The 20,763-nt window shown below is 70.2% G+C and carries 16 protein-coding genes; 12 read left to right on the top strand and 4 right to left on the bottom strand.

All coding sequences use genetic code 11. The features are described 5' to 3' along the window. The 11 genes from nuoE (at nt 1) to recQ (ending at nt 15,087) form a co-directional block, all read left to right on the top strand. On the top strand, nt 1-834 hold the full coding sequence (gene nuoE / locus OG206_RS13825; protein ID WP_327122266.1) for an NADH-quinone oxidoreductase subunit NuoE: 834 nt from the start codon (nt 1-3) through the stop codon (nt 832-834). Beyond that, nucleotides 834-2,207 carry an NADH-quinone oxidoreductase subunit NuoF gene (gene nuoF, locus OG206_RS13820; protein WP_327115807.1) on the top strand — a complete coding sequence of 458 codons (1,374 nt, stop codon included), beginning with the start codon at nt 834-836 and terminating at the stop codon, nt 2,205-2,207. Before nuoE ends, nuoF begins: the two co-directional genes overlap by 1 nt. Then, complete coding sequence (locus OG206_RS13815) at nt 2,204-4,711, top strand: NADH-quinone oxidoreductase subunit G (RefSeq protein WP_327115805.1); 2,508 nt, start codon at nt 2,204-2,206, stop codon at nt 4,709-4,711. Before nuoF ends, OG206_RS13815 begins: the two co-directional genes overlap by 4 nt. After that, complete coding sequence (gene nuoH, locus OG206_RS13810) at nt 4,708-6,126, top strand: NADH-quinone oxidoreductase subunit NuoH (RefSeq protein ID WP_327115803.1); 1,419 nt, start codon at nt 4,708-4,710, stop codon at nt 6,124-6,126. The genes OG206_RS13815 and nuoH overlap by 4 nt, the downstream gene beginning before the upstream one ends. Beyond that, on the top strand, nt 6,119-6,709 hold the full coding sequence (gene nuoI / locus OG206_RS13805; RefSeq protein WP_327115801.1) for an NADH-quinone oxidoreductase subunit NuoI: 591 nt from the start codon (nt 6,119-6,121) through the stop codon (nt 6,707-6,709). The genes nuoH and nuoI overlap by 8 nt, the downstream gene beginning before the upstream one ends. Beyond that, the gene (locus OG206_RS13800) at nt 6,706-7,554 is read left to right on the top strand and encodes an NADH-quinone oxidoreductase subunit J (protein ID WP_327115799.1); all 849 of its coding nucleotides are present in this window, start codon (nt 6,706-6,708) and stop codon (nt 7,552-7,554) included. Before nuoI ends, OG206_RS13800 begins: the two co-directional genes overlap by 4 nt. Continuing rightward, nucleotides 7,551-7,850 (top strand): NADH-quinone oxidoreductase subunit NuoK, encoded by a 300-nt coding sequence (nuoK, locus tag OG206_RS13795; protein WP_327115797.1) that lies wholly within the window; start codon nt 7,551-7,553, stop codon nt 7,848-7,850. Before OG206_RS13800 ends, nuoK begins: the two co-directional genes overlap by 4 nt. 12 nt (nt 7,851-7,862) lie before the next feature. Next, complete coding sequence (nuoL, locus tag OG206_RS13790; protein WP_327115796.1) at nt 7,863-9,758, top strand: NADH-quinone oxidoreductase subunit L; 1,896 nt, start codon at nt 7,863-7,865, stop codon at nt 9,756-9,758. A gap of 2 nt (nt 9,759-9,760) precedes the next feature. Continuing rightward, the gene (locus tag OG206_RS13785; RefSeq protein WP_327115795.1) at nt 9,761-11,332 is read left to right on the top strand and encodes an NADH-quinone oxidoreductase subunit M; all 1,572 of its coding nucleotides are present in this window, start codon (nt 9,761-9,763) and stop codon (nt 11,330-11,332) included. Beyond that, the gene (gene nuoN, locus OG206_RS13780) at nt 11,329-12,993 is read left to right on the top strand and encodes an NADH-quinone oxidoreductase subunit NuoN (RefSeq protein ID WP_327115793.1); all 1,665 of its coding nucleotides are present in this window, start codon (nt 11,329-11,331) and stop codon (nt 12,991-12,993) included. Before OG206_RS13785 ends, nuoN begins: the two co-directional genes overlap by 4 nt. A 120-nt stretch (nt 12,994-13,113) precedes the next feature. After that, the gene (recQ, locus tag OG206_RS13775) at nt 13,114-15,087 is read left to right on the top strand and encodes a DNA helicase RecQ (protein WP_327115791.1); all 1,974 of its coding nucleotides are present in this window, start codon (nt 13,114-13,116) and stop codon (nt 15,085-15,087) included. A 16-nt stretch (nt 15,088-15,103) separates the two neighbouring features. On the opposite strand, the gene OG206_RS13770 is transcribed toward recQ, so the two are convergent. From OG206_RS13770 to OG206_RS13755, 4 genes are all read right to left on the bottom strand, one after another. After that, nucleotides 15,104-15,712, bottom strand: a complete 609-nt coding sequence (locus tag OG206_RS13770; RefSeq protein ID WP_327115789.1) for a Uma2 family endonuclease — start codon at nt 15,710-15,712, stop codon at nt 15,104-15,106. Between the two features lie 187 nt (nt 15,713-15,899). Continuing rightward, entirely contained in the window at nt 15,900-17,126 is a 1,227-nt protein-coding gene (gene fahA, locus OG206_RS13765) for a fumarylacetoacetase (protein ID WP_327115787.1), read from the bottom strand. 114 nt (nt 17,127-17,240) lie between these two features. Further along, nucleotides 17,241-19,235: a CocE/NonD family hydrolase gene (locus OG206_RS13760; protein ID WP_327115785.1), complete on the bottom strand. Its 1,995-nt coding sequence runs from the start codon at nt 19,233-19,235 to the stop codon at nt 17,241-17,243. A 9-nt stretch (nt 19,236-19,244) separates the two neighbouring features. Then, nucleotides 19,245-19,367: a hypothetical protein gene (locus tag OG206_RS13755; RefSeq protein ID WP_442805844.1), complete on the bottom strand. Its 123-nt coding sequence runs from the start codon at nt 19,365-19,367 to the stop codon at nt 19,245-19,247. Between the two features lie 299 nt (nt 19,368-19,666). On the opposite strand from OG206_RS13755, the gene OG206_RS13750 reads away from it, so the two are divergent. Next, on the top strand, nt 19,667-20,677 hold the full coding sequence (locus OG206_RS13750) for a polyprenyl synthetase family protein (protein ID WP_327115783.1): 1,011 nt from the start codon (nt 19,667-19,669) through the stop codon (nt 20,675-20,677). Nucleotides 20,678-20,763 lie beyond the last annotated feature (86 nt).

The raw sequence follows: 20,763 nt of genomic DNA, 5'->3' as shown, positions 1-20,763 counted from the left end.
ATGCCGCAGCTCCCCGCCCCCGCCTACCCGGCCGAGGTGCTCGCCCGGCTCGAAGCGGACGCGAAGGAGGTGATCGCCCGCTACCCCGGCAGCCGTTCCGCGCTGCTCCCACTGCTGCACCTGGTGCAGTCCGAGGAGGGGTACGTCTCCCGCACGGGCGTGGCGTTCTGCGCCGACCAGCTCGGCCTCACCACCGCGGAGGTCACGGCGGTCGCCACCTTCTACTCGATGTACCGCCGCCGCCCGGGCGGCGAGTACCAGGTCGGGGTCTGCACCAACACCCTGTGCGCGGTCATGGGCGGCGACGCCATCTTCGACCGCCTCAAGGATCACCTGGGCGTCGGCGACGACGAGGCCGGCATGACAACCGACGACGGCAAGGTCACCCTCGAACACATCGAGTGCAACGCGGCCTGCGACTTCGCCCCCGTCGTGATGGTCAACTGGGAGTTCTTCGACAACCAGACGCCCGAGAGCGCCACCCGGCTCGTCGACGACCTGATCGCCGGCCGCACCGTCGAGCCCACCCGCGGCGCCCCGCTGTGCAGCTACAAGGAGACGGCACGCATCCTGGCCGGCTTCCCCGACCAGCGCCCCGGCGCGGTCGAGGCGAGCGGCGGAGCGGGCGCGGCCTCCCTGGTGGGCCTGAAGCTCGCCAGGGGAGAGGCCGCCCCGCAGACACGTGTGGTCGGACCGCGGGGCGAGGCCCCGCAGGACTCCGCACCCCACGACCCCTCGCCGACCGAGCACCTCAGCTCGCATGACGCACCGCAGCAGACCTCGGCCTCCGACCCGGCGAACCCGGCCGGGCCCACCGCCGAGGAGGGGGAGTGATGACCTTGGCAGCCGAGATCGACAAGAACGGGACGAGCCCGGAGAAACTCCTGGCCCCCGTCCTCTCCTCCTTCTGGGACGAGCCGGAGTCCTGGACCCTGGAGACCTACCGCCGCCACGACGGGTACGAGGGACTGCGCAAGGCCCTGGCCATGGCGCCCGACGACCTCATCGCGTACGTCAAGGACTCCGGTCTGCGCGGGCGCGGAGGCGCGGGATTCCCCACCGGGATGAAGTGGCAGTTCATCCCGCAGGGCGACGGCAAGCCGCACTACCTCGTCGTCAACGCCGACGAGTCGGAGCCCGGAACCTGCAAGGACATCCCGCTCCTCTTCGCGAACCCGCACAGCCTCATCGAGGGCATCGTGATCGCGTGCTACGCGATCCGCTCGTCGCACGCCTTCATCTACCTGCGCGGCGAAGTCGTGCCCGTCCTGCGGCGGCTGCACGAGGCGGTGCGCGAGGCCTATGAGGCCGGCTACCTGGGCAAGGACGTGCTGGGTTCGGGCCTCGACCTGGAACTCACGGTCCACGCGGGCGCGGGTGCGTACATCTGCGGCGAGGAGACCGCACTGCTCGACTCGCTCGAAGGGCGGCGCGGCCAGCCCCGGCTGCGGCCCCCCTTCCCCGCGGTCGCCGGTCTGTACGCCTGTCCCACCGTGGTGAACAACGTCGAGTCCATCGCCTCGGTTCCCGCGATCCTGAACCGCGGCAAGGACTGGTTCAAGTCCATGGGCAGCGAGAAGTCCCCGGGCTTCACGCTCTACTCGCTCAGCGGACACGTCACCAGCCCCGGGCAGTACGAGGCCCCGCTCGGCATCACCCTGCGCCAGCTGCTCGACATGAGCGGCGGCATGCGGGCCGGGCACCGCCTCAAGTTCTGGACCCCCGGCGGCTCCTCCACCCCTATGTTCACCGAGGAGCACCTCGACGTCCCGCTGGACTACGAGGGCGTCGGCGCCGCCGGATCCATGCTCGGGACCAAGGCGCTGCAGTGCTTCGACGAGACCACCTGCGTGGTGCGCGCCGTCACGCGCTGGACCGAGTTCTACGCCCACGAGTCCTGCGGCAAGTGCACGCCCTGCCGTGAAGGGACCTACTGGCTCGTCCAGCTGCTCCGCGACATCGAGGCCGGCAAGGGCGAGATGGCCGACCTCGACAAGCTGAACGACATCGCCGACAACATCAACGGCAAGTCCTTCTGCGCCCTCGGTGACGGCGCGGCCTCACCGATCTTCTCCTCGTTGCAGTACTTCCGCGAGGAGTACGAGCAGCACATCACCGGCAAGGGCTGCCCCTTCGATCCCGCCAGGTCGACCCTCTGGGCCGACGACAAAGACGACAAGAACGCTCACCGGGGGGTGAACGCATGACAGTCACCACGAGTGCGCCCTCCGGGGGCGGCGAGGCGGCCATCCCGCCCGAGGACCTGGTCACGCTCACGATCGACGGCATCGAGATCAGCGTGCCGAAGGGCACCCTCGTCATCCGCGCCGCCGAACTCCTCGGCATCGAGATCCCGCGCTTCTGCGACCACCCCCTCCTCGACCCGGCCGGCGCCTGCCGGCAGTGCATCGTCGAGGTCGAGGGCCAGCGCAAGCCGATGGCCTCCTGCACCATCACCTGCACCGACGGCATGGTCGTGAAGTCGCAGATCACGTCGCCGGTCGCGGAGAAGGCCCAGAAGGGGGTGATGGAGCTCCTGCTCATCAACCACCCGCTGGACTGCCCGGTCTGCGACAAGGGCGGCGAATGCCCCCTGCAGAACCAGGCGATGTCGCACGGCGGCGCCGACTCCCGCTTCGACGGGAAGAAGCGCACGTTCGAGAAGCCCGTCCCCATCTCCACCCAGGTGCTGCTGGACCGTGAGCGCTGCGTGCTCTGCGCGCGCTGCACCCGGTTCTCGAACCAGGTGGCGGGCGACCCGATGATCGAACTGATCGAGCGCGGTGCGCTCCAGCAGGTCGGTACCGGCGAGGGCGACCCCTTCGAGTCGTACTTCTCCGGCAACACCATCCAGATCTGCCCGGTCGGGGCGCTCACCTCGGCGGCGTACCGCTTCCGCTCCAGGCCGTTCGACCTCGTGTCGACGCCGTCGGTGTGCGAGCACTGCGCCGGGGGTTGCGCCACCCGGACCGACCACCGGCGTGGCAAGGTCATGCGGCGGCTCGCGGCCAACGACCCCGAGGTGAACGAGGAGTGGCTCTGCGACAAGGGCCGCTTCGGCTTCCGCTACGCCCAGCAGCGCGACCGGCTCACCACGCCGCTCGTACGCAGCGCCGAGGGCGTGCTGGAGCCGGCGAGCTGGCCCGAGGCGCTGGAAGCCGCGGCGGCCGGACTGTCCGCCGCACGCGGCCGGACCGGGGTGCTCACCGGCGGCCGGCTGACCGTCGAGGACGCCTACGCCTACAGCAAGTTCGCGCGGGTCGCCCTCGCCACGAACGACATCGACTTCCGGGCCCGGGTGCACAGCGGCGAGGAGGCCGACTTCCTGGCCGCGCGCGTCGCCGGGCGGGGACGCGACCTGGACGGCACCGGCGTCACCTACACCACGCTGGAGAAGGCACCGGCCGTCCTGCTGGCCGGATTCGAGTCCGAGGAGGAGGCGCCCGGCGTCTTCCTCCGGCTGCGCAAGGCCCACCGCAAGCACGGTCAGCGGACGTTCGCCCTCGCCTCGCACGCCACACGCGGCCTGGATAAGGCGGGCGGCACACTGCTCCCCGCCGCACCGGGCACGGAGACCGAATGGCTGGACGCCCTCGCGGGCGGTGTCGGCCTGGAGGGCGACGGTGCCGTCGCGGCCGAGGCGCTGCGCGGCGAGGGCGCCCTGATCGTGGTGGGCGAGCGGCTCGCCGCGGTGCCCGGCGCGCTGACCGCCGTCGTACGGACCGCCGCCGCGACCGGCGCCGCTCTGGTGTGGATCCCGCGCCGGGCCGGTGAGCGGGGTGCGATCGAGGCGGGTGCGCTGCCGTCGCTGCTGCCCGGCGGCCGTCCCGCGACGGACCCGCGGGCCAGGGAGGAGGTGGCGTCCGTGTGGGGCGTCGCCGAACTCCCCTCCGGATTCGGCCGCGACACCGGCCAGATCGTGGAGGCCGCCGCCGACGGCGGACTGGCCGCGCTGCTGGTCGCGGGCGTCGACCCCGAGGACCTGCCCGACCCGGCGGGGGCGCTGCGCGCGCTCGACGAGGTCGGCTTCCTGGTCTCGCTGGAGCTCCGACCCGGCGCCGTCACCGAGCGTGCCGACGTGGTCCTGCCCGTGGCCGCCGTCCCGGAGAAGCCCGGCACCTTCCTCAACTGGGAAGGCCGGGCCCGGATGTTCGAGGCCGCGCTCAAGCCCGAGCAGATGCCGCGGACGCTCTGCCCGACCGACGCCCGGGTCCTGCACATGCTGGCCGACGCGCTCGACGTACACCTGGGTCTGCCTGACCTGAGGGCGGCCCGCCGCGAGCTCGACCGCCTCGGCGGATGGCAGGGCTCTCACGCGGAGGACCCGCGGGTGACGTCCCGTCCGGTGCCGAGGCCCGGCGACGGCGAGGCGGTCCTCGCGGGCCACCGGATGCTGCTCGACCGGGGCCGGCTCCAGGAGGGCGACGAGGCGCTGGCCGGAACACGGCACGCCGCCGTAGCCCGGCTCTCCGCGGCCACCGCTGCCGAGTCCGGGGTGAAGGACGGCGACCTGCTCGCCGTGACGGGCCCCGGCGGCACCACCGAACTCCCGCTGGCCGTGACCGAGATGCCGGACCGGGTCGTGTGGGTGCCACTCAACTCCGTCGGCCGGGGCGTCCCCGCCGACACCGGCGCCCAGCCGGGTGGACTGGTCCGGATCGGTCCGGCCGCCCCGGGTTCCCACGTCGTGACATCGGAGGTAGGAGAGTGACCGGCCTCGCCCAACTCGCCGCGGCGCCCCGGGGTGCCGTCCTCGCAGCCGAGGACCTCTCCATGTTCGGCACGGACCCCTGGTGGCTCGTCGTCGTCAAGGCGGTCTTCTGCTTCGCGTTCCTGATGGTGACCGTGCTCTTCTCCATCGTGTGGGAGCGCAAGGTCGTCGCCTGGATGCAGCTGCGCATCGGCCCCAACCGGCACGGACCCTGGGGCATGCTCCAGTCGCTCGCCGACGGCATCAAGCTGATGCTGAAGGAGGACGTGGTCGTCAAGCGTGCCGACAAGGTCGTCTACGTCCTGGCCCCGGTCATCGCCGCGGCGCCGGCGTTCATGGCGATCGCCGTGATCCCCTTCGGGCCGTCCGGCAACGAGGTCTCGATCTTCGGCCACCGCACGACGATGCAGCTGACCGACCTGCCGATCGCGATGCTGTACATCCTCGCGGTCGCCTCCGTCGGCATCTACGGCATCGTGCTGGCCGGCTGGTCCTCCGGATCGACGTACCCGCTGCTCGGCGGTCTGCGCTCGTGCGCCCAGATGATCAGCTACGAGATCGCGATGGGCGCCGCGTTCGCCTCGGTGTTCCTCTACTCGGGCTCCATGTCGACGTCCGAGATCGTGGCGGCGCAGCAGGACCGCTGGTTCGTCCTGCTCCTTCCGGTCTCGTTCATCATCTACATCATCACGATGGTCGGGGAGACCAACCGCGCTCCGTTCGACATGCCTGAGTCCGAGGGCGACCTGGTCGGCGGCTTCAACACCGAGTACTCGTCGATCAAGTTCGCGATGTTCATGCTCGCCGAGTACGTCAACATGGTCACCGTCTCCGCGGTGTCCGTGACCCTCTTCCTGGGCGGCTGGCGGGCTCCGTACCCGGTCAGCACCTTCTGGGAGGGCGCGAACCACGGCTGGTGGCCGATGCTCTGGTTCGTCGTCAAGGTGCAGCTGCTCCTCTTCTTCTTCATCTGGCTGCGCGGCACGCTGCCCCGGGTCCGCTACGACCAGCTGATGAAGCTCGGCTGGAAGGTCCTGATCCCGGTCTCGGTGGTCTGGCTGATGCTGGTGGCCACCGTCAGGGCGCTGAACAACGAGGGTTACGAGTTCTCGAGCATCCTGCTGTACGTCGCGGGGGCCGTCATCGCCGTGCTGCTGGTCTCGTTCGTGGCGGACATCTTCCGTGACCGCAGGGCCAAGGCGGCCGAGGAGGAGGCCGGACCCGAGCCGGCCTTCGACCCGATGGCGGGCGGATTCCCCGTACCGCCGCTGCCCGGCCAGACCCTGCCGCCGGTGCCGCGCCGCAGTGCGCGGCGGGAGCGGGAGCTCGTTGTCAGTGGTGGACCGGATACTCGGAGTGACGATCACGTGGGTGCCGGAAGTGCGAGTGACGGAAGGGAGGCCGACGGTGTCTGACTCCGCAGACCCCTCAGGGGAGAAGTTCCAGAATCCTGTGGCCGGCTTCGGCGTGACCTTCAAGGCCATGTTCAAGAAGCGGCTGACCGAGCAGTACCCGGAGACGCCGAAGGTGACGGCGCCGCGCTTCCACGGGCGGCACCAGCTCAACCGTCACCCGGACGGGCTGGAGAAGTGCATCGGCTGCGAGTTGTGCGCCTGGGCGTGCCCCGCGGACGCGATCTACGTCGAAGGCGCGGACAACACCGACGAGGAGCGCTACTCCCCGGGGGAGCGCTACGGCCGCGTCTACCAGATCAACTACGCGCGCTGCATCCTGTGCGGACTCTGCATCGAGGCGTGCCCCACCCGGGCACTGACCATGACCAACGACTTCGAGCTCGCCAACACCACCCGCGAGAGCCTCATCTACACCAAGGACGAGCTGCTCGCGGGGCTCGACGAGGGCATGGTCGACAGCCCGCACGCGATCTTCCCCGGCATGGACGAACAGGACTACTACCGGGGCCTGGTGACCGAGGCCGCACCCGGCACGGAGCGCCAGGCCGCCGTCTCCAAGGGAGAGAAGGAGGTGGACGTATGAGCCCCGCCCTGGCCGCAGCCGCCACCTCGACCGGTGAGGCCGTCCAGTTCTGGCTGCTCGGCACCGTCGCCGTCATCGGCGCGCTCTCCACGGTCCTGATGAAGAAGGCGGTGCACAGCGCGCTGTCACTCGCCGGGACCATGATCGTGCTGGCGGTGTTCTACCTCGCCAACGGCGCCTACTTCCTGGGGGTCGTCCAGGTCGTCGTCTACACCGGCGCCATCATGATGCTGTTCCTCTTCGTGGTCATGCTCGTCGGCGTCACGGCCGCGGACTCCCTGAAGGAGACCCTCAAGGGCCAGCGCTGGCTGGCCGCCGCCTGCGGACTCGGCTTCGGCATCCTCCTGATCGCCGGTATCGGCCAGGCGTCGCTGACGTCGTTCAACGGTCTCGGTGCGGCGAACGCGAGGTACGGCGGAAACGTCGAGGGCCTGGCCAACCTCATCTTCACCAAGTACGTCTTCGCCTTCGAGATCACGGGCGCCCTGCTGATCACGGCGACCGTCGGCGCGATGCTGCTCACGCACCGCGAGCGCACGGAGCGCGCGAAGACGCAGCGGGAGCTCTCCCAGGAGCGGGTGCGCGGCAGCCACCTTCCGCCCCTGCCCGCCCCCGGTGTCTACGCCCGGCACAACGCCGTGGACATCGCGGGACTGCTCCCGGACGGCACTCCGTCCGAGCTCACCGTCATGCAGACCCTGCGGCAACGCGGACAGATCCGAGACGTGTCCAGCGAGTCGCTCGCCGACCTCAAGGCACTGGAACAGCGCTCCGTGGAGCGACTGGGCCGTGACCGCGGCAAGGCCGGCGACCGCGCGGAGGAAGAGGAGGAGGTCGCCAAGTGAATCCGGTCAACTACCTCTACCTCGCGGCCCTGTTGTTCACGATCGGCGCGTCCGGTGTGCTGATCAGGCGGAACGCGATCGTGGTGTTCATGTGCGTCGAGCTGATGCTCAACGCCTGCAACCTCACGCTCGTCACGTTCTCCCGGATGCACGGCAACCTCGACGGCCAGATCATCGCCTTCTTCACGATGGTCGTGGCCGCCGCGGAGGTCGTCATCGGGCTCGCGATCATCGTGTCGCTGTTCCGTTCCCGCCACTCGGCCTCGGTCGACGACGCCAGCCTGATGAAGCTGTAAGGGGTCGGAATCGTGGAAAACCTGATTGCGCTGCTGGTCGCGGCGCCCCTGCTCGGAGCGGCGGTGCTGCTCTGCGGCGGCCGCCGGCTCGACCGGGCCGGACACTGGATCGGCACGGTGCTCGCCGCCGCGTCCTTCGTCATCGGTGCCGTCCTGTTCGCCGACATGCTGGGCAAGGGCGCCGAGGATCGCGCCCTGCACCAGCATTTGTACAGCTGGATCCCCGTCGAGGGGTTCCAGGCCGACGTGGCCTTCCAGCTCGACCAGCTGTCGATGACGTTCGTCCTGCTGATCACGGGTGTGGGCACGCTGATCCACATCTACTCCATCGGGTACATGGAGCACGACGAGCGGCGACGCCGCTTCTTCGGCTACCTGAACCTGTTCCTCGCGGCGATGCTCATTCTGGTCATCGCCGACAACTACCTGCTGCTGTACGTCGGGTGGGAGGGCGTCGGTCTGGCGTCGTACCTGCTCATCGGTTTCTGGCAGCACAAGCCCAGCGCGGCCACCGCCGCGAAGAAGGCCTTCCTGGTCAACAGGGTCGGCGACATGGGCCTGTCCATCGCGATCATGCTGATGTTCACGACCTTCGGAACGTTCGCCTTCGGCCCGGTGTTCGCCGCGACCGGGGACACCAGCGAGGGCAAGCTCACCGCGATCGGCCTGATGCTGCTCCTCGCGGCCTGCGGCAAGTCGGCCCAGGTGCCGCTGCAGTCCTGGCTCGGTGACGCGATGGAGGGCCCGACCCCGGTCTCGGCCCTCATCCACGCCGCCACCATGGTGACGGCCGGTGTCTACCTCATCGTCCGCTCGGCCGCGATCTTCAACGGGGCTCCCGACGCGCAGCTGGTCGTCGTGGTCGTCGGTGCGGTCACGCTCATCTTCGGTGCCGTCGTCGGTTGCGCGAAGGACGACATCAAGAAGGCCCTCGCGGGCTCGACGATGTCGCAGATCGGCTACATGATCCTCGCCGCGGGTCTCGGCCCCATCGGCTACGTCTTCGCGATCATGCACCTGGTCACGCACGGCTTCTTCAAGGCCGGGCTGTTCCTCGGCGCCGGTTCGGTCATGCACGGCATGAACGACGAGGTCGACATGCGGAGGTACGGCGGGCTGAGGAAGTTCATGCCGGTCACCTTCGTCACCTTCGGGCTCGGCTACCTCGCGATCATCGGCTTCCCCGGCCTGTCCGGCTTCTTCTCCAAGGACAAGATCATCGAGGCGGCCTTCGCCAAGGGCGGCACCGAGGGCTGGATCCTCGGAGCGGTCACCCTGCTGGGCGCCGCGATCACCGCGTTCTACATGACGCGCGTGATGCTGATGACGTTCTTCGGCGAGAAGCGCTGGCAGCCCGATGAGCAGGGCCATGAGCCGCACCCGCACGAGTCGCCGAAGTCGATGACGATCCCCATGATCGTGCTGGCCTTCGGGTCGGTCTTCGCCGGAGGCTTCTTCTCCATCGGCGACCGGTTCCTGCACTGGCTGGAGCCCGTCACCGGCCACGACCACGGGCACGCCCCGGTCAGCGCGACCACCGTCACCGCCGCCACCATGGTGGTGCTCGTCATCGGTGTCGCCATCGCCTGGGCCATGTACGGGCGCAGGCCCGTGCCGGCCGTGGCCCCGCGCGGTTCGCTGCTCACCAGGGCGGCACGCCGCGACCTGCTCCAGGACGACTTCAACCACGTGGTCCTGGTCCGCGGCGGCGAACACCTCACCCGGTCCCTGGTCTACCTCGACCACAGCCTGGTGGACGGCGTCGTCAACGGCACGGCCGCCTCGATGGGCGGGCTCTCCGGCCGGCTGCGCAAGCTGCAGAACGGCTACGCCCGCTCCTACGCGGTCTCGATGTTCGGCGGCGCGGCGGTACTCATCGCCGCGACCCTGCTGATGAGGGCGGTCTGATCATGTCCTTTCCCCTCCTGACAGCGACGGCGGCGCTCCCTGCGATCGGCGCGATCGCCACCGCCGCCGTCCCGGCCGCGCGCCGCACCGCCGCGAAATGGCTCGCGCTGCTCGTGTCGCTGGCCACCCTGGTCCTCGCGGGCATCGTCTTCGCCCGCTTCGAACCGGGCGGCGACCGCTACCAGCTCACCGAATCCCACGCCTGGATCAGGGACTTCGGTGTCCGGTACGAACTCGGGGTCGACGGCATCGGGGTGGCGCTCATCGCGCTGACCGCACTGCTGATCCCCTTTGTCGTCCTGGCCGGCTGGCACGACGCCGATCCTCTGGAGACCAGCTCCTCCCGCTGGCGCCCCACCCAGGGCTTCTTCGCGCTGATCCTGATGGTGGAGGCGATGGTGATCCTCTCCTTCGAGGCCACCGACGTCTTCCTCTTCTACATCCTCTTCGAAGCCATGCTCATCCCGATGTACTTCCTCATCGGCGGCTTCGGGGACCGGGCGCACTCGGGCAGTGACGAGAACGCGGCGGCGCAGCGCAGCTACGCGGCCGTGAAGTTCCTCCTCTACAACCTCGCCGGCGGACTCATCATGCTGGCCGCGGTCATCGGCCTCTACGTCGTCGCGGGGAGCTTCTCGCTCTCCGAGATCGCCGAGGCCCGGGCCAACGGCTCGCTGGAGATGGCGACCAGCACCGAACGCTGGCTGTTCCTCGGTTTCTTCTTCGCCTTCGCGGTGAAGGCCCCGCTGTGGCCGCTGCACACCTGGCTGCCCAACGCCATGGGGGAGTCCACCACGCCGGTGGCCGTCCTGATCACCGCGGTCGTCGACAAGGTCGGCACCTTCGCGATGCTCCGCTTCTGCCTCCAGCTGTTCCCGGAGGCCAGCAAGTGGGCGACGCCGGTGATCCTCGTCCTCGCGCTGATCTCCATCGTCTACGGCGCGCTGCTCGCCGTCGGCCAGCGCGACATCAAGCGGCTCATCGCCTACGCCTCGATCTCGCACTTCGGCTTCATCGTGCTCGGGATCTTCGCGATGACGAGCCAGGGCCAGTCGGGCGCCACGCTCTACATGGTGAACCACGGGCTCTCCACGGCCGCGCTGATGCTGGTCGCCGGATTCCTGATCACCCGGCGTGGTTCGCGGCTCATCGCCGACTACGGCGGGGTGCAGAAGGTGGCCCCGGTCCTGGCCGGCACCTTCCTGATCGGAGGCCTGGCCACGCTCTCGCTGCCCGGCCTCGCCCCGTTCGTCAGTGAGTTCCTCGTCCTGGTGGGCACGTTCAGCGCGTACCCGGTGGCCGGCATCATCGCCACCGTCGGCATCGTGCTCGCCGCGCTCTACGTCCTCGTCCTCTACCAGCGGACGATGACGGGGCCGGTCAGGGAGGGGATCGGGGGCATGCCCGACCTCAAGGTCCGTGAACTGGCGGTGGCCGTGCCGCTGATCGCCCTGCTGATCTTCCTGGGCGTCTTCCCGAAGCCGCTCACCGATGTCGTCAACCCGGCGGTGCAGCACACCATGCAGGACGTACAGAAGAAGGACCCCCAGCCCGAGGTGGAGGCCGCCAAGTGAGCGCAACAGCTGTCCACAGTCTGTGGACGACGGCGGGCGGGGTGACATCCGCTGCTCCGGGCGACGCCTTCACCGCGCCGGACATCGAGTACGCCCAACTCGCGCCCGTCCTCATCGTGGTCGGCGTCGCCGTCCTCGGTGTCCTCGTGGAGGCGTTCGTCCCGCGCCGAGCCCGCTACACCACGCAGGTCGCCCTGACCGTGGTGGCCCTCGCCGCCGCGTTCGCCGCGGTGATCGGGCTCGCCGCGGACGGGTACGCCTCGAAGAACGCGCACATCGCCGCGATGGGCGCGGTCGCCGTCGACGGCCCGGCCCTGTTCCTCCAGGGCACCATCCTGCTCGTCTCGATGGTCTCCGTCTTCACGTTCGCCGAGCGGCGCCTCGATCCGGCCTCGCACGGCAACCGCGTGGACTCCTTCGCCGCACAGGCCGGTTCGGTCCCCGGCAGCGAAGGGGAGAAGGCGGCGGTCAAGGCCGGTTTCACCACCACCGAGGTCTTCCCGCTGGCCATGTTCTCCGTAGCCGGGATGCTGGTCTTCCCCGCGGCCAACGACCTGCTGACGCTGTTCGTCGCGCTGGAGGTCTTCTCCCTCCCGCTCTACCTCCTGTGTGCCGTCGCCCGCCGCAAGCGGCTGATGTCGCAGGAAGCGGCCGTGAAGTACTTCCTGCTCGGCGCCTTCTCGTCGGCGTTCTTCCTCTTCGGGATCGCCCTGCTCTACGGCTACGCGGGCACCGTCTCGTACGCCGGTATCGCGAACGTCGTGGACGGCACGGTCCAGGACATCGACCCGGCGCTCGCCGACACCATGGGCAACGACGCACTGCTCCTGATCGGCGCGGCCATGATCCTCATGGGCCTGCTCTTCAAGGTCGGCGCCGTGCCGTTCCACATGTGGACCCCGGACGTCTACCAGGGTGCCCCGACCCCGGTCACCGGCTTCATGGCGGCGGCCACGAAGGTCGCCGCATTCGGTGCTCTGCTGCGCCTGCTGTACGTGGTGCTGCCCGGCCTCACCTGGGACCTGCGTCCCGTCATGTGGGGTGTCGCGATCGTCACGATGCTGGGCGGTGCGATCGTCGCTATCACCCAGACCGACATCAAGCGGCTCCTGGCCTACTCCTCTATCGCCCACGCGGGCTTCATCCTGGCCGGTGTCATCGCGTCCAGCCCCGAGGGCATCTCGTCCGTCCTCTTCTACCTGGGCGTGTACTCCTTCGTGACCGTCGGCGCCTTCGCCGTCGTCACGCTGGTGCGCGACGCGGGGGGCGAGGCGACGCACCTGTCGAAGTGGGCCGGGCTCGGCCGGCGCTCGCCGCTGACGGCGGCGGTCTTCGCGGTCTTCCTGCTGTCCTTCGCCGGCATCCCGCTCACCTCGGGCTTCTCGGGGAAGTTCGCCGTCTTCAAGGCGGCGGCGGACGGCGGCGCGAGCGGACTCGTCGTGGTCGGTGTGATCTCGTCGGCCATCGCCGCGTTCTTCTACATCCGGGTCATCGTCCTGATGTTCTTCAGCGAGCCGAAGGCGGACGGCCCCACGGTCGCCGTCCCCTCCCCGCTGACGATGACGACGATCGCGGTCGGCGTCGCGGTCACCCTGGTGCTGGGCCTCGCCCCCCAGTACTTCCTGGACCTGGCGAGCCAGGCGGGAGTGTTCGTGCGGTAACGCGCCGCAGCACACGACAACGCCGGACGGGCCAGGAAGTCAAGCCCGTCCGGCGTTGTCGTACACGGCGCCTATGGTTGCAAAGGAGAGTCGGACGGCAGGGACGGGCGGACGGGAACGATGAGTGTGACGACCGAGAGCGCGGCGCGGGAGACGCTGCACCGGGTATTCGGGTACGAGGCGTTCCGCGGTGAGCAGGGCGCGGTGATCGACCACGTGGTCGGCGGTGGCGACGCGGTCGTGCTCATGCCCACGGGCGGCGGCAAGTCGCTCTGCTACCAGATCCCGGCCCTCGTCAGGCCCGGCACCGGCGTCGTGGTGTCCCCGCTCATCGCGCTCATGCAGGACCAGGTGGACGCCCTGCGTGCCCTCGGCGTCCGGGCCGGTTTCATGAACTCCACCCAGGACTTCGACGAGCGCCGCTCGATGGAGGCCCAGTTCCTGGCAGGGGAGCTCGACCTGCTGTACCTGGCGCCGGAGCGGCTGCGCCTCGACTCCACGCTCTCGCTCCTGGCCCGCGGCGAGATCTCCGTCTTCGCCATCGACGAGGCCCACTGCGTCGCCCAGTGGGGCCACGACTTCCGCCCCGACTACCTGGCCCTGTCCGTCCTCGGCGAGCGCTGGCCCGACGTGCCGCGCATCGCGCTGACAGCCACGGCGACCGACGCAACCCACCGCGAGATCACCCAGCGGCTGGGCATGCCCGAGGCCAGGCACTTCGTCGCCAGCTTCGACCGGCCGAACATCCAGTACCGCATCGTCGGCAAGTCCGACCCCAAGAAGCAGCTGCTCACCTTCCTCGAGGAGGAGCACGCGGGCGACGCGGGCATCGTCTACTGCCTCTCGCGCAATTCCACGGAGAAGACCGCCGAGTACCTCAGCCGCAATGGCATCGAGGCCGTGCCCTACCACGCGGGCCTGGACGCCGGGACGCGTGCGAAGCACCAGGCGCGCTTCCTGCGCGAGGAGGGACTGGTCGTCGTCGCGACGATCGCCTTCGGCATGGGAATCGACAAGCCCGATGTGCGCTTCGTCGCGCACCTCGACCTGCCGAAGTCCGTCGAGGGGTACTACCAGGAGACCGGCCGCGCCGGCCGTGACGGCGCGCCGTCCACGGCCTGGATGGCGTACGGCCTCCAGGACGTCGTCCAGCAGCGGAAGCTGATCCAGGGCGGTGAGGGCGACGAGGCCTTCCGGCGGCGGGCGGCCTCACACCTCGACTCGATGCTGGCGCTCTGCGAGACCGTGCGGTGCCGCCGCGCCCAGCTCCTGACCTACTTCGGTCAGGAGCCCGGGGAGGAGACCTGCGGCAACTGCGACACCTGCCTCGCCCCGCCGGAGACCTGGGACGGCACGGTGGTCGCGCAGAAGCTGCTGTCGACCGTCGTCCGGCTGAAGCGCGAGCGCAACCAGAAGTTCGGGGCCGGGCAGATCATCGACATCCTGCTGGGCCGCAAGACGGCGAAGACGATCCAGTTCGACCACGACCAGCTCTCGGTCTTCGGCATCGGTGAGGAGCTGGCCGAGGCGGAGTGGCGCGGAGTGGTGCGCCAGCTGCTGGCCCAGGGGCTGCTCGCCGTCGAGGGTGAGTACGGCACGCTGGTGCTGACCGATGAGAGCGGTTCCGTGCTCGGCCGGGAGCGTGAGGTGCTGCTGCGCAAGGAGCCGAAGAAGCCGACGTCCCGGTCCTCCAGGGGCGAGCGCAAGGGCAAGGCGGCAGCAGCGGTGGCCGACCTTCCGGCGGAGGCGGTCCCGGTCTTCGAGGCGCTGCGCGCCTGGCGCGGTGCCCAGGCCAAGGAACTCGGCCTTCCGGCGTACGTGATCTTCCACGACGCGACCCTGCGGGAGATCGCGACGCTGCGCCCGGGTTCCCTCGCGGAGCTGGGCGGGGTCGGCGGACTGGGCGAGAAGAAGCTGGCGACGTACGGCGAGGGTGTGCTGGAGGTGCTCGCCGGACTGGGGGAGGCGGAGCCGTCGACAGCCCCCGAAGCCGCCTCCGCACCGGCCCGTACGGCTGCGCCGCCGGCCCGGACCCCTGCGCAGGACGCGGACCCGGAGTTCGGCTGGGACGAGGAGCCGCCCGAGTTCGAGTGAGCGCGGGCGGCGCGTGCTATCGGGGGTCCGTCGCCCTGCGGCGGGAGACGATCGTGGTCAGGTCGAGGTCGACCGGGAAAGGCGTGGAGACCTTCATCCGGTCGTGGAAGATCCCCGTGGACGTGTACGCGCCGGTGGCCGGTTCCAGCTCGAAGACGTAGACCACGGCACGGCCGTCCTGGTTCTCCACCCGCCAGTAGTGCGGGATCCTGGCCCGCGCGTACTTGAGGGGCTTGGTCTCCCGGGCACGGGTGACGGACTCGTCGGACACGACTTCGACGGCGAGCAGCACACTGCTCGCGGGGAACCGGGTCTGCCGCAGGCTCTCGACCGCGTCCGCGCGCACGACGACCACGTCGGGTTCGGGCCGGTTCTGGAAGTCGACGTCGATGGTGAATTCGCGGAAGACTTCCAGCTCGAGCGGTGCGAGCGACTGCAGTTGCCACTTGAGATAGTCGATCGCGCGCTCATGGAAAACGGTCTGCGGACTCACGAAAACCAGACTCCCGTCGATCAGCTCCGTGTGCGGAGGCAGATTCGGGAGTGTGTCCAGGTCATCGGCGGTCCAGCCGCCCACGGGCGGGACCGCCCACCGCGGCTCGGGGGCCTCGGGTCCGATGCTCATCAGTGCTCCCATGGGAGGCAGTCTCGCGGGACTCTTCAGCGTATCCGCAGGGAACGGAATGAGGTCCCCCCGAACGTGTGACCGCCTCACGCGTCGCTGACCAGCGCTCCGTCCCGCCCCTTCCGCCCCGGCCGCCGGCGCCCCCGCCCAGCCACCGCTGTCCGAGCGAGCCGGGGCGGTGCGCTTCCTACGAGGCCACGATCCGTCCGGTGACCTCTCCCAGCCCGACGCGTGTTCCGTGCGCGCCCGGTGCCCAGGCCGTGAGGGTGACCGTGTCGCCGTCCTCCAGGAAGGTCCGCTTGCCCTCGGGCAGGTCCAGCGGATCGCGGCCGTTCCAGGTGAGTTCGAGCAGGGACCCGCGTTCGCCGGGCTCGGCGCCGCTGACGGTGCCGGAGCCGTACAGGTCGCCCGTCCGCAGCGAGGCGCCGTTCACGGTCATCTGCGCCAGCTGCTGCGCGGCCGTCCAGTACATGGTGGAGAACGGCGGCTCGGACACGGTCTGTCCGTTGACGGCGACCGTGATGCGGATGTCGAAACCGCCCGGCTCCTCGTCGTCCGCGTCCTCCAGGTAGGGAAGCAGCGGGAAGTCCCGGGCCGGTGGTGCCGTCCGTGCCGCGTCCAGGGCCTCCAGCGGGGTCACCCATGCCGACACCGAGGTGGCGAAGGACTTGCCGAGGAACGGGCCCAGCGGCACGTACTCCCAGGCCTGGATGTCGCGCGCCGACCAGTCGTTGAGCAGCGAGAGCCCGAAGACGTGCTCCCGGAAGTCGCCGAGGGCGACCGGTGATCCCTGCTCCGAGGGGACGCCGACGACGAAGCCGACCTCCGCCTCGATGTCCAGCTTCACCGACGGGCCGAACACGGGCGCCGGGTCCGCGGGGGCCTTGCGCTGGCCGGAGGGGCGCACCACGTCCGTACCGGACACCACGACGGTGCCGGCCCGTCCGTGGTAACCGATCGGCAGGTGCTTCCAGTTGGGGGTGAGGGCCACGCCGTCCGGCCGGAAGATCCTTCCCACGTTGGTGGCGTGGTGCTCGCTGGCGTAGAAGTCGACGTAGTCGGCGACCTCGTACGGCAGGTGCAGTGTCACCTCGTCGAGCGGGTGCAGCAGGGGCTCTATGTCCGGGCGGTGCGCCGGGACGGTCACCCACGCGGTCAGGGCCCGCCGCACGTCGCGCCAGGCGGTCCGGCCCGCCGCCAGGAGTGGCATGAGGCTGGGCTGTGCCAGCAACTGGGCGTACGGCGAGCCGAGCGCGTGCGCGGCCGCCCCGGCGTCCAGGACGTGGTTGCCGACGCGGACGCCGACCCTGCGGTCGGCCGGGTGTCCCGGGGTGGAGAACACGCCGTACGGAAGGTTGTGCGGGCCGAAGGGATCGCCCTCGGCCGGATCGAGCGGGCTGCTCTGCTCGGGCATCTGTTGCTGCCTCGCTTTCCAGGTCGCTTGGGGGACACGTTACGTCGGCGCCGATCTCCGGCGGCAGTGCCGTCAAGTAGGCGTAATGCCCGGAAAGTTACGCGATAACCCTGGTCATCCGGCTGTCCGCGGGATGCGCTTCTCCCAGGTCCGGTGGAAGACGATCTCGTCGCCGTCCCTGCAGACGACCTCGTCGGACGCGATGAAGTCGTCCGCGTCCGCGCTCAGCTCCGACCGCGTCTCCACCCGTACGTCCCAGGACATCTCCGGCCGGTGCAGCCGGATCGTCCAGTCGGAGCGGGCCCTGGCGGACAGCGGGTCGTCCTGTTGGATCGTGTACGTCTCCAGGGCGTCCTCGGTGGACTCCAAACCGTCGGGGTGGACGCGCGTGCCGCCGTGGCGCGGACCGACCTCCAGCCGCCACTCGCCCTTGGCGACGTCCCGGACCACCAGGCGCTCCGGCCGCTGCTCGTCGAGGGTGACCGGATGGACGACGCCGAGCGGCTCCGCCTGTTCCGGTTCGCCGAAGGTGATGCCCGGGTCCTCGGTGTGCCGGCGTACCGGGAGTTCGACGAGGCTCCCCTCCGCGTCGAGCGTGAAGCCCGCCGAGCCGGCCTGCGGCCAGATCCACGGCCAGTACGACGACGAGACGGCGATCCTGATCCGGTGTCCGGGCGGGAAGGTGTGCCCGATGCCGCTGAGCTCGAAGGTCACGTCCTCGGTCCCGCCGGCCGGCCAGTCCTCGGCTCGGTCCCGCCCGTGCCGGGTGGCCAGATTGAGGGCGCCGCGCGTCACCAGCGTGGAGGAACCGTCCGGCGCCACGTCGCAGAGGCGGGCGATCGCCTGGCCGCGCGGCGCGTCCATCCGGATGCGGAGCCGCACCCTCGGCCTGCCGAGGATCTCGATGGGGGACTCCTCGACGGGGAACTCGAAGCACACCGACTTGGCGTCCTCGTCCCGCTGGTCGGGCGGCAGGTCCGCGTCGTTGCCGAAGGGGAGGAACCGCCCCGCGTCCAGCCCGGTCTGCTGCGGCGAGCTGACCCTCTGCTCCCCGCCGGCCAGCGCGTACGCCACCGGGGTGACGTTCTCGGACGGCCACGTGGCGTCGCCGACCCAGCGGCCGGGCAGCGTCTCGTAGACCGTGGCCGGGGGATGCGAGCCGCTGATCCAGGACCGGAGCAGGGGCTCGTTCATCACCCCGGTGTCCTCGCCCTTGAGGTGTTGGTCCCACCAGCGCAGCGTCTCCTGAAGGAAGCCGATCGCGGGCCCCGGCGGCAGTCCCCGGTCCGGGTACTGGTGCGACCAGGGGCCGATCAGACCCCGCACCTTCGAGGGGTCCAGGTGCTCGACGAGCCTGAGGACGGTGTCGCGGTACGGGTCGTGCCAGCCGCCCACGGCCAGGACGTTCGCCTTGATGGCGCCGTAGTCCTCGCAGACGCTGCCGTGCCTCCAGTAGTCGTCGCGGGTCTGGTGCGCCAGCCACGTGTGGATGAACGGCTCCACCGCTTCGAGCCGGCTCAGCCACATGTCCCGCCAGCCGTCACCCACGTCCGCCGGGTCGGGCGGTCGCGAGACGAAGGCGAGCAGGGTGGACGCCCAGGCGTGCATGTCCACCCCGAGCACGGAGCCGCCCATGTAGTGGACGTCGTTGTCGTAACGGTCGTCGGCCGAGCAGACGGTGACGATCGCCTTCAGGGGCTCCGGCGCGAGCGCGGCGATCTGCAGCGAGTTGAACCCTCCCCAGGAGATGCCGAACATGCCGACCCGGCCCGAGCACCACTCCTGCCGGGCGAGCCAGTGCACCACGGCGACCCCGTCGGCGAGCTCCGTAGCGTCGTACTCGTCGCCCGGCATGCCCTCGCTGTTGCCGTGCCCGCGCACGTCGACCCGTACCGAGGCGTAGCCGTGACCCGCGTACCAGGGATGCCGCTGCCGGTCGCGCGGGGCCGTCCCGTCACTCAGCCGGCAGGGCAGGTACTCCAGCAGGGCGGGCACCGGTTCGTCGGTGACCGGACGCCAGATCCGGGCGTACAGCCGCGTGCCCCCGGGCAGCGGGATGTAGAGGTCCTCGTGGGTGGTCTCGTAGGGGAACGCGGTGCGGATCTGCATGGCGGAACCTCAGTGGACGGGGTGCGTCGTGCGCTTCGGCCGGGGAGCGGCGGCGATGACGGCCACAGCGGCCGCGACAGCGCCGTTGACACCGGAGTGAGCGGGGTGGGAGACCTCGCCGGAGAACGTCACGGTCCGGGCCCGGATCCCGTCGGCGAGCGCCCGGGGACCTTCACCCCGGACAGGGCCGGCAGACCCCTCGGCCGGCCGAAGAAGGCGTGGTCGTCCTCGGGTGGTGGGGCGGCCGGCCCGGTACCGGTCGTGGCAGGGGACAAAGCGGCAACTCCTGATCGTATGAGCTGAACCCGAACATACCGGCGGTGGCGGGAAGGCGCCCACGGTGATCCAAAGGGGACCGGATACGCTGGCTCGAGTGAGGACAACGACACATCGACATTCCGTGTGATCGTCAGCAGACAGGAGATCCCCTCGTGACCGTCGTCGGGCCGTTCGGACTGCGCGTGCGGGACCAGGCGCTGGAGGCAGATGTCCAGGCCGGTCTGGCCGATGTCGAGGCGGGGCTGCTGGCTGCCACCAAGAGCGAGGTCCCGTTCATCACGGAGGCCGCACAGCACCTCGTCAGTGCGGGGGGCAAGCGTTTCCGGCCACTGCTGGTCATGCTCGCGTCCCAGTTCGGCGACCCCGACGCGCCCGGGGTCGTGCCCTCGGCCGTGGTCGTCGAACTGACGCACCTGGCGACGCTGTACCACGACGACGTGATGGACGAGGCGGACGTGCGCCGCGGGGTCGACAGCGCGAACACCCGCTGGGGCAACTCCGTCGCCGTCCTGACCGGCGACTTCCTCTTCGCGCGCGCCTCGCACATCCTGGCCGACCTCGGCCCCGAGGCCGTACGCATCCAGGCCGAGGCGTTCGAGCGTCTGGTGACCGGCCAGATCCTGGAGACCGCGGGCCCGCGCGACGGGCGCGACCCGGTCGACCACTACATGGACGTCCTGAGCGGCAAGACCGGTTCGCTGGTCGCCGTATCCGGACGTTTCGGCGCGCTGATGGCCGGTGCGGACGAGTCCGTCGTCGACATCCTCACCCAGTACGGCGAACGCCTCGGTATCGCTTTCCAGCTCGCCGACGACGTCCTGGACATCGCCTCCGACTCCCACGAGTCCGGCAAGACGCCCGGAACCGATCTGCGCGAGGGCATTCCCACGCTCCCGGTGCTCCACCTGCGCGCCCGGGCCGCGGCCGACGGACGGCCGGAGGACCGGGAACTCGTGGAGCTGCTGGACGGCGACCTCGCCGACGACGGCAGGCTGGCGGAAGCACTGCACAGGCTGCGGGCCCACCCCGCGCTGGAGCAGGCACGACGCGACACCGTGCGCTACGCCCAGGAGGCACGGGCCACGCTGGCGCCGCTGCCCGAGTGCTACGCGAAGGCCGCGCTGGAAGAACTCTGCGACGCCGTGGTGCACCGCGCGGGCTGACCCCCTAAGGGTGCCCGCCCCCTCCGCGGTCCGGGGTCATCCCGGAGAGGTACGCCGAGTTGCTCCCGGGGGCTGACGCTTGTCCC

This window comes from Streptomyces sp. NBC_01341 (assembly GCF_035946055.1).
Lineage (GTDB): Bacteria > Actinomycetota > Actinomycetes > Streptomycetales > Streptomycetaceae > Streptomyces.
This window is presented reverse-complemented; position numbering and strand designations above follow the sequence as displayed.

What these genes read in the sequence shown, in the direction of transcription:
- nuoE (WP_327122266.1), top strand. Translation starts at nt 1, where the DNA reads ATGCCGCAGCTCCCCGCCCCCGCCTACCCGGCCGAGGTGCTCGCCCGG.
- nuoF (WP_327115807.1), top strand. Translation starts at nt 834, where the DNA reads ATGACCTTGGCAGCCGAGATCGACAAGAACGGGACGAGCCCGGAGAAA.
- OG206_RS13815 (WP_327115805.1), top strand. Translation starts at nt 2,204, where the DNA reads ATGACAGTCACCACGAGTGCGCCCTCCGGGGGCGGCGAGGCGGCCATC.
- OG206_RS13800 (WP_327115799.1), top strand. Translation starts at nt 6,706, where the DNA reads ATGAGCCCCGCCCTGGCCGCAGCCGCCACCTCGACCGGTGAGGCCGTC.
- OG206_RS13785 (WP_327115795.1), top strand. Translation starts at nt 9,761, where the DNA reads ATGTCCTTTCCCCTCCTGACAGCGACGGCGGCGCTCCCTGCGATCGGC.
- recQ (WP_327115791.1), top strand. Translation starts at nt 13,114, where the DNA reads ATGAGTGTGACGACCGAGAGCGCGGCGCGGGAGACGCTGCACCGGGTA.
- OG206_RS13770 (WP_327115789.1), bottom strand. Translation starts at nt 15,712, where the DNA reads ATGAGCATCGGACCCGAGGCCCCCGAGCCGCGGTGGGCGGTCCCGCCC.
- fahA (WP_327115787.1), bottom strand. Translation starts at nt 17,126, where the DNA reads ATGCCCGAGCAGAGCAGCCCGCTCGATCCGGCCGAGGGCGATCCCTTC.
- OG206_RS13760 (WP_327115785.1), bottom strand. Translation starts at nt 19,235, where the DNA reads ATGCAGATCCGCACCGCGTTCCCCTACGAGACCACCCACGAGGACCTC.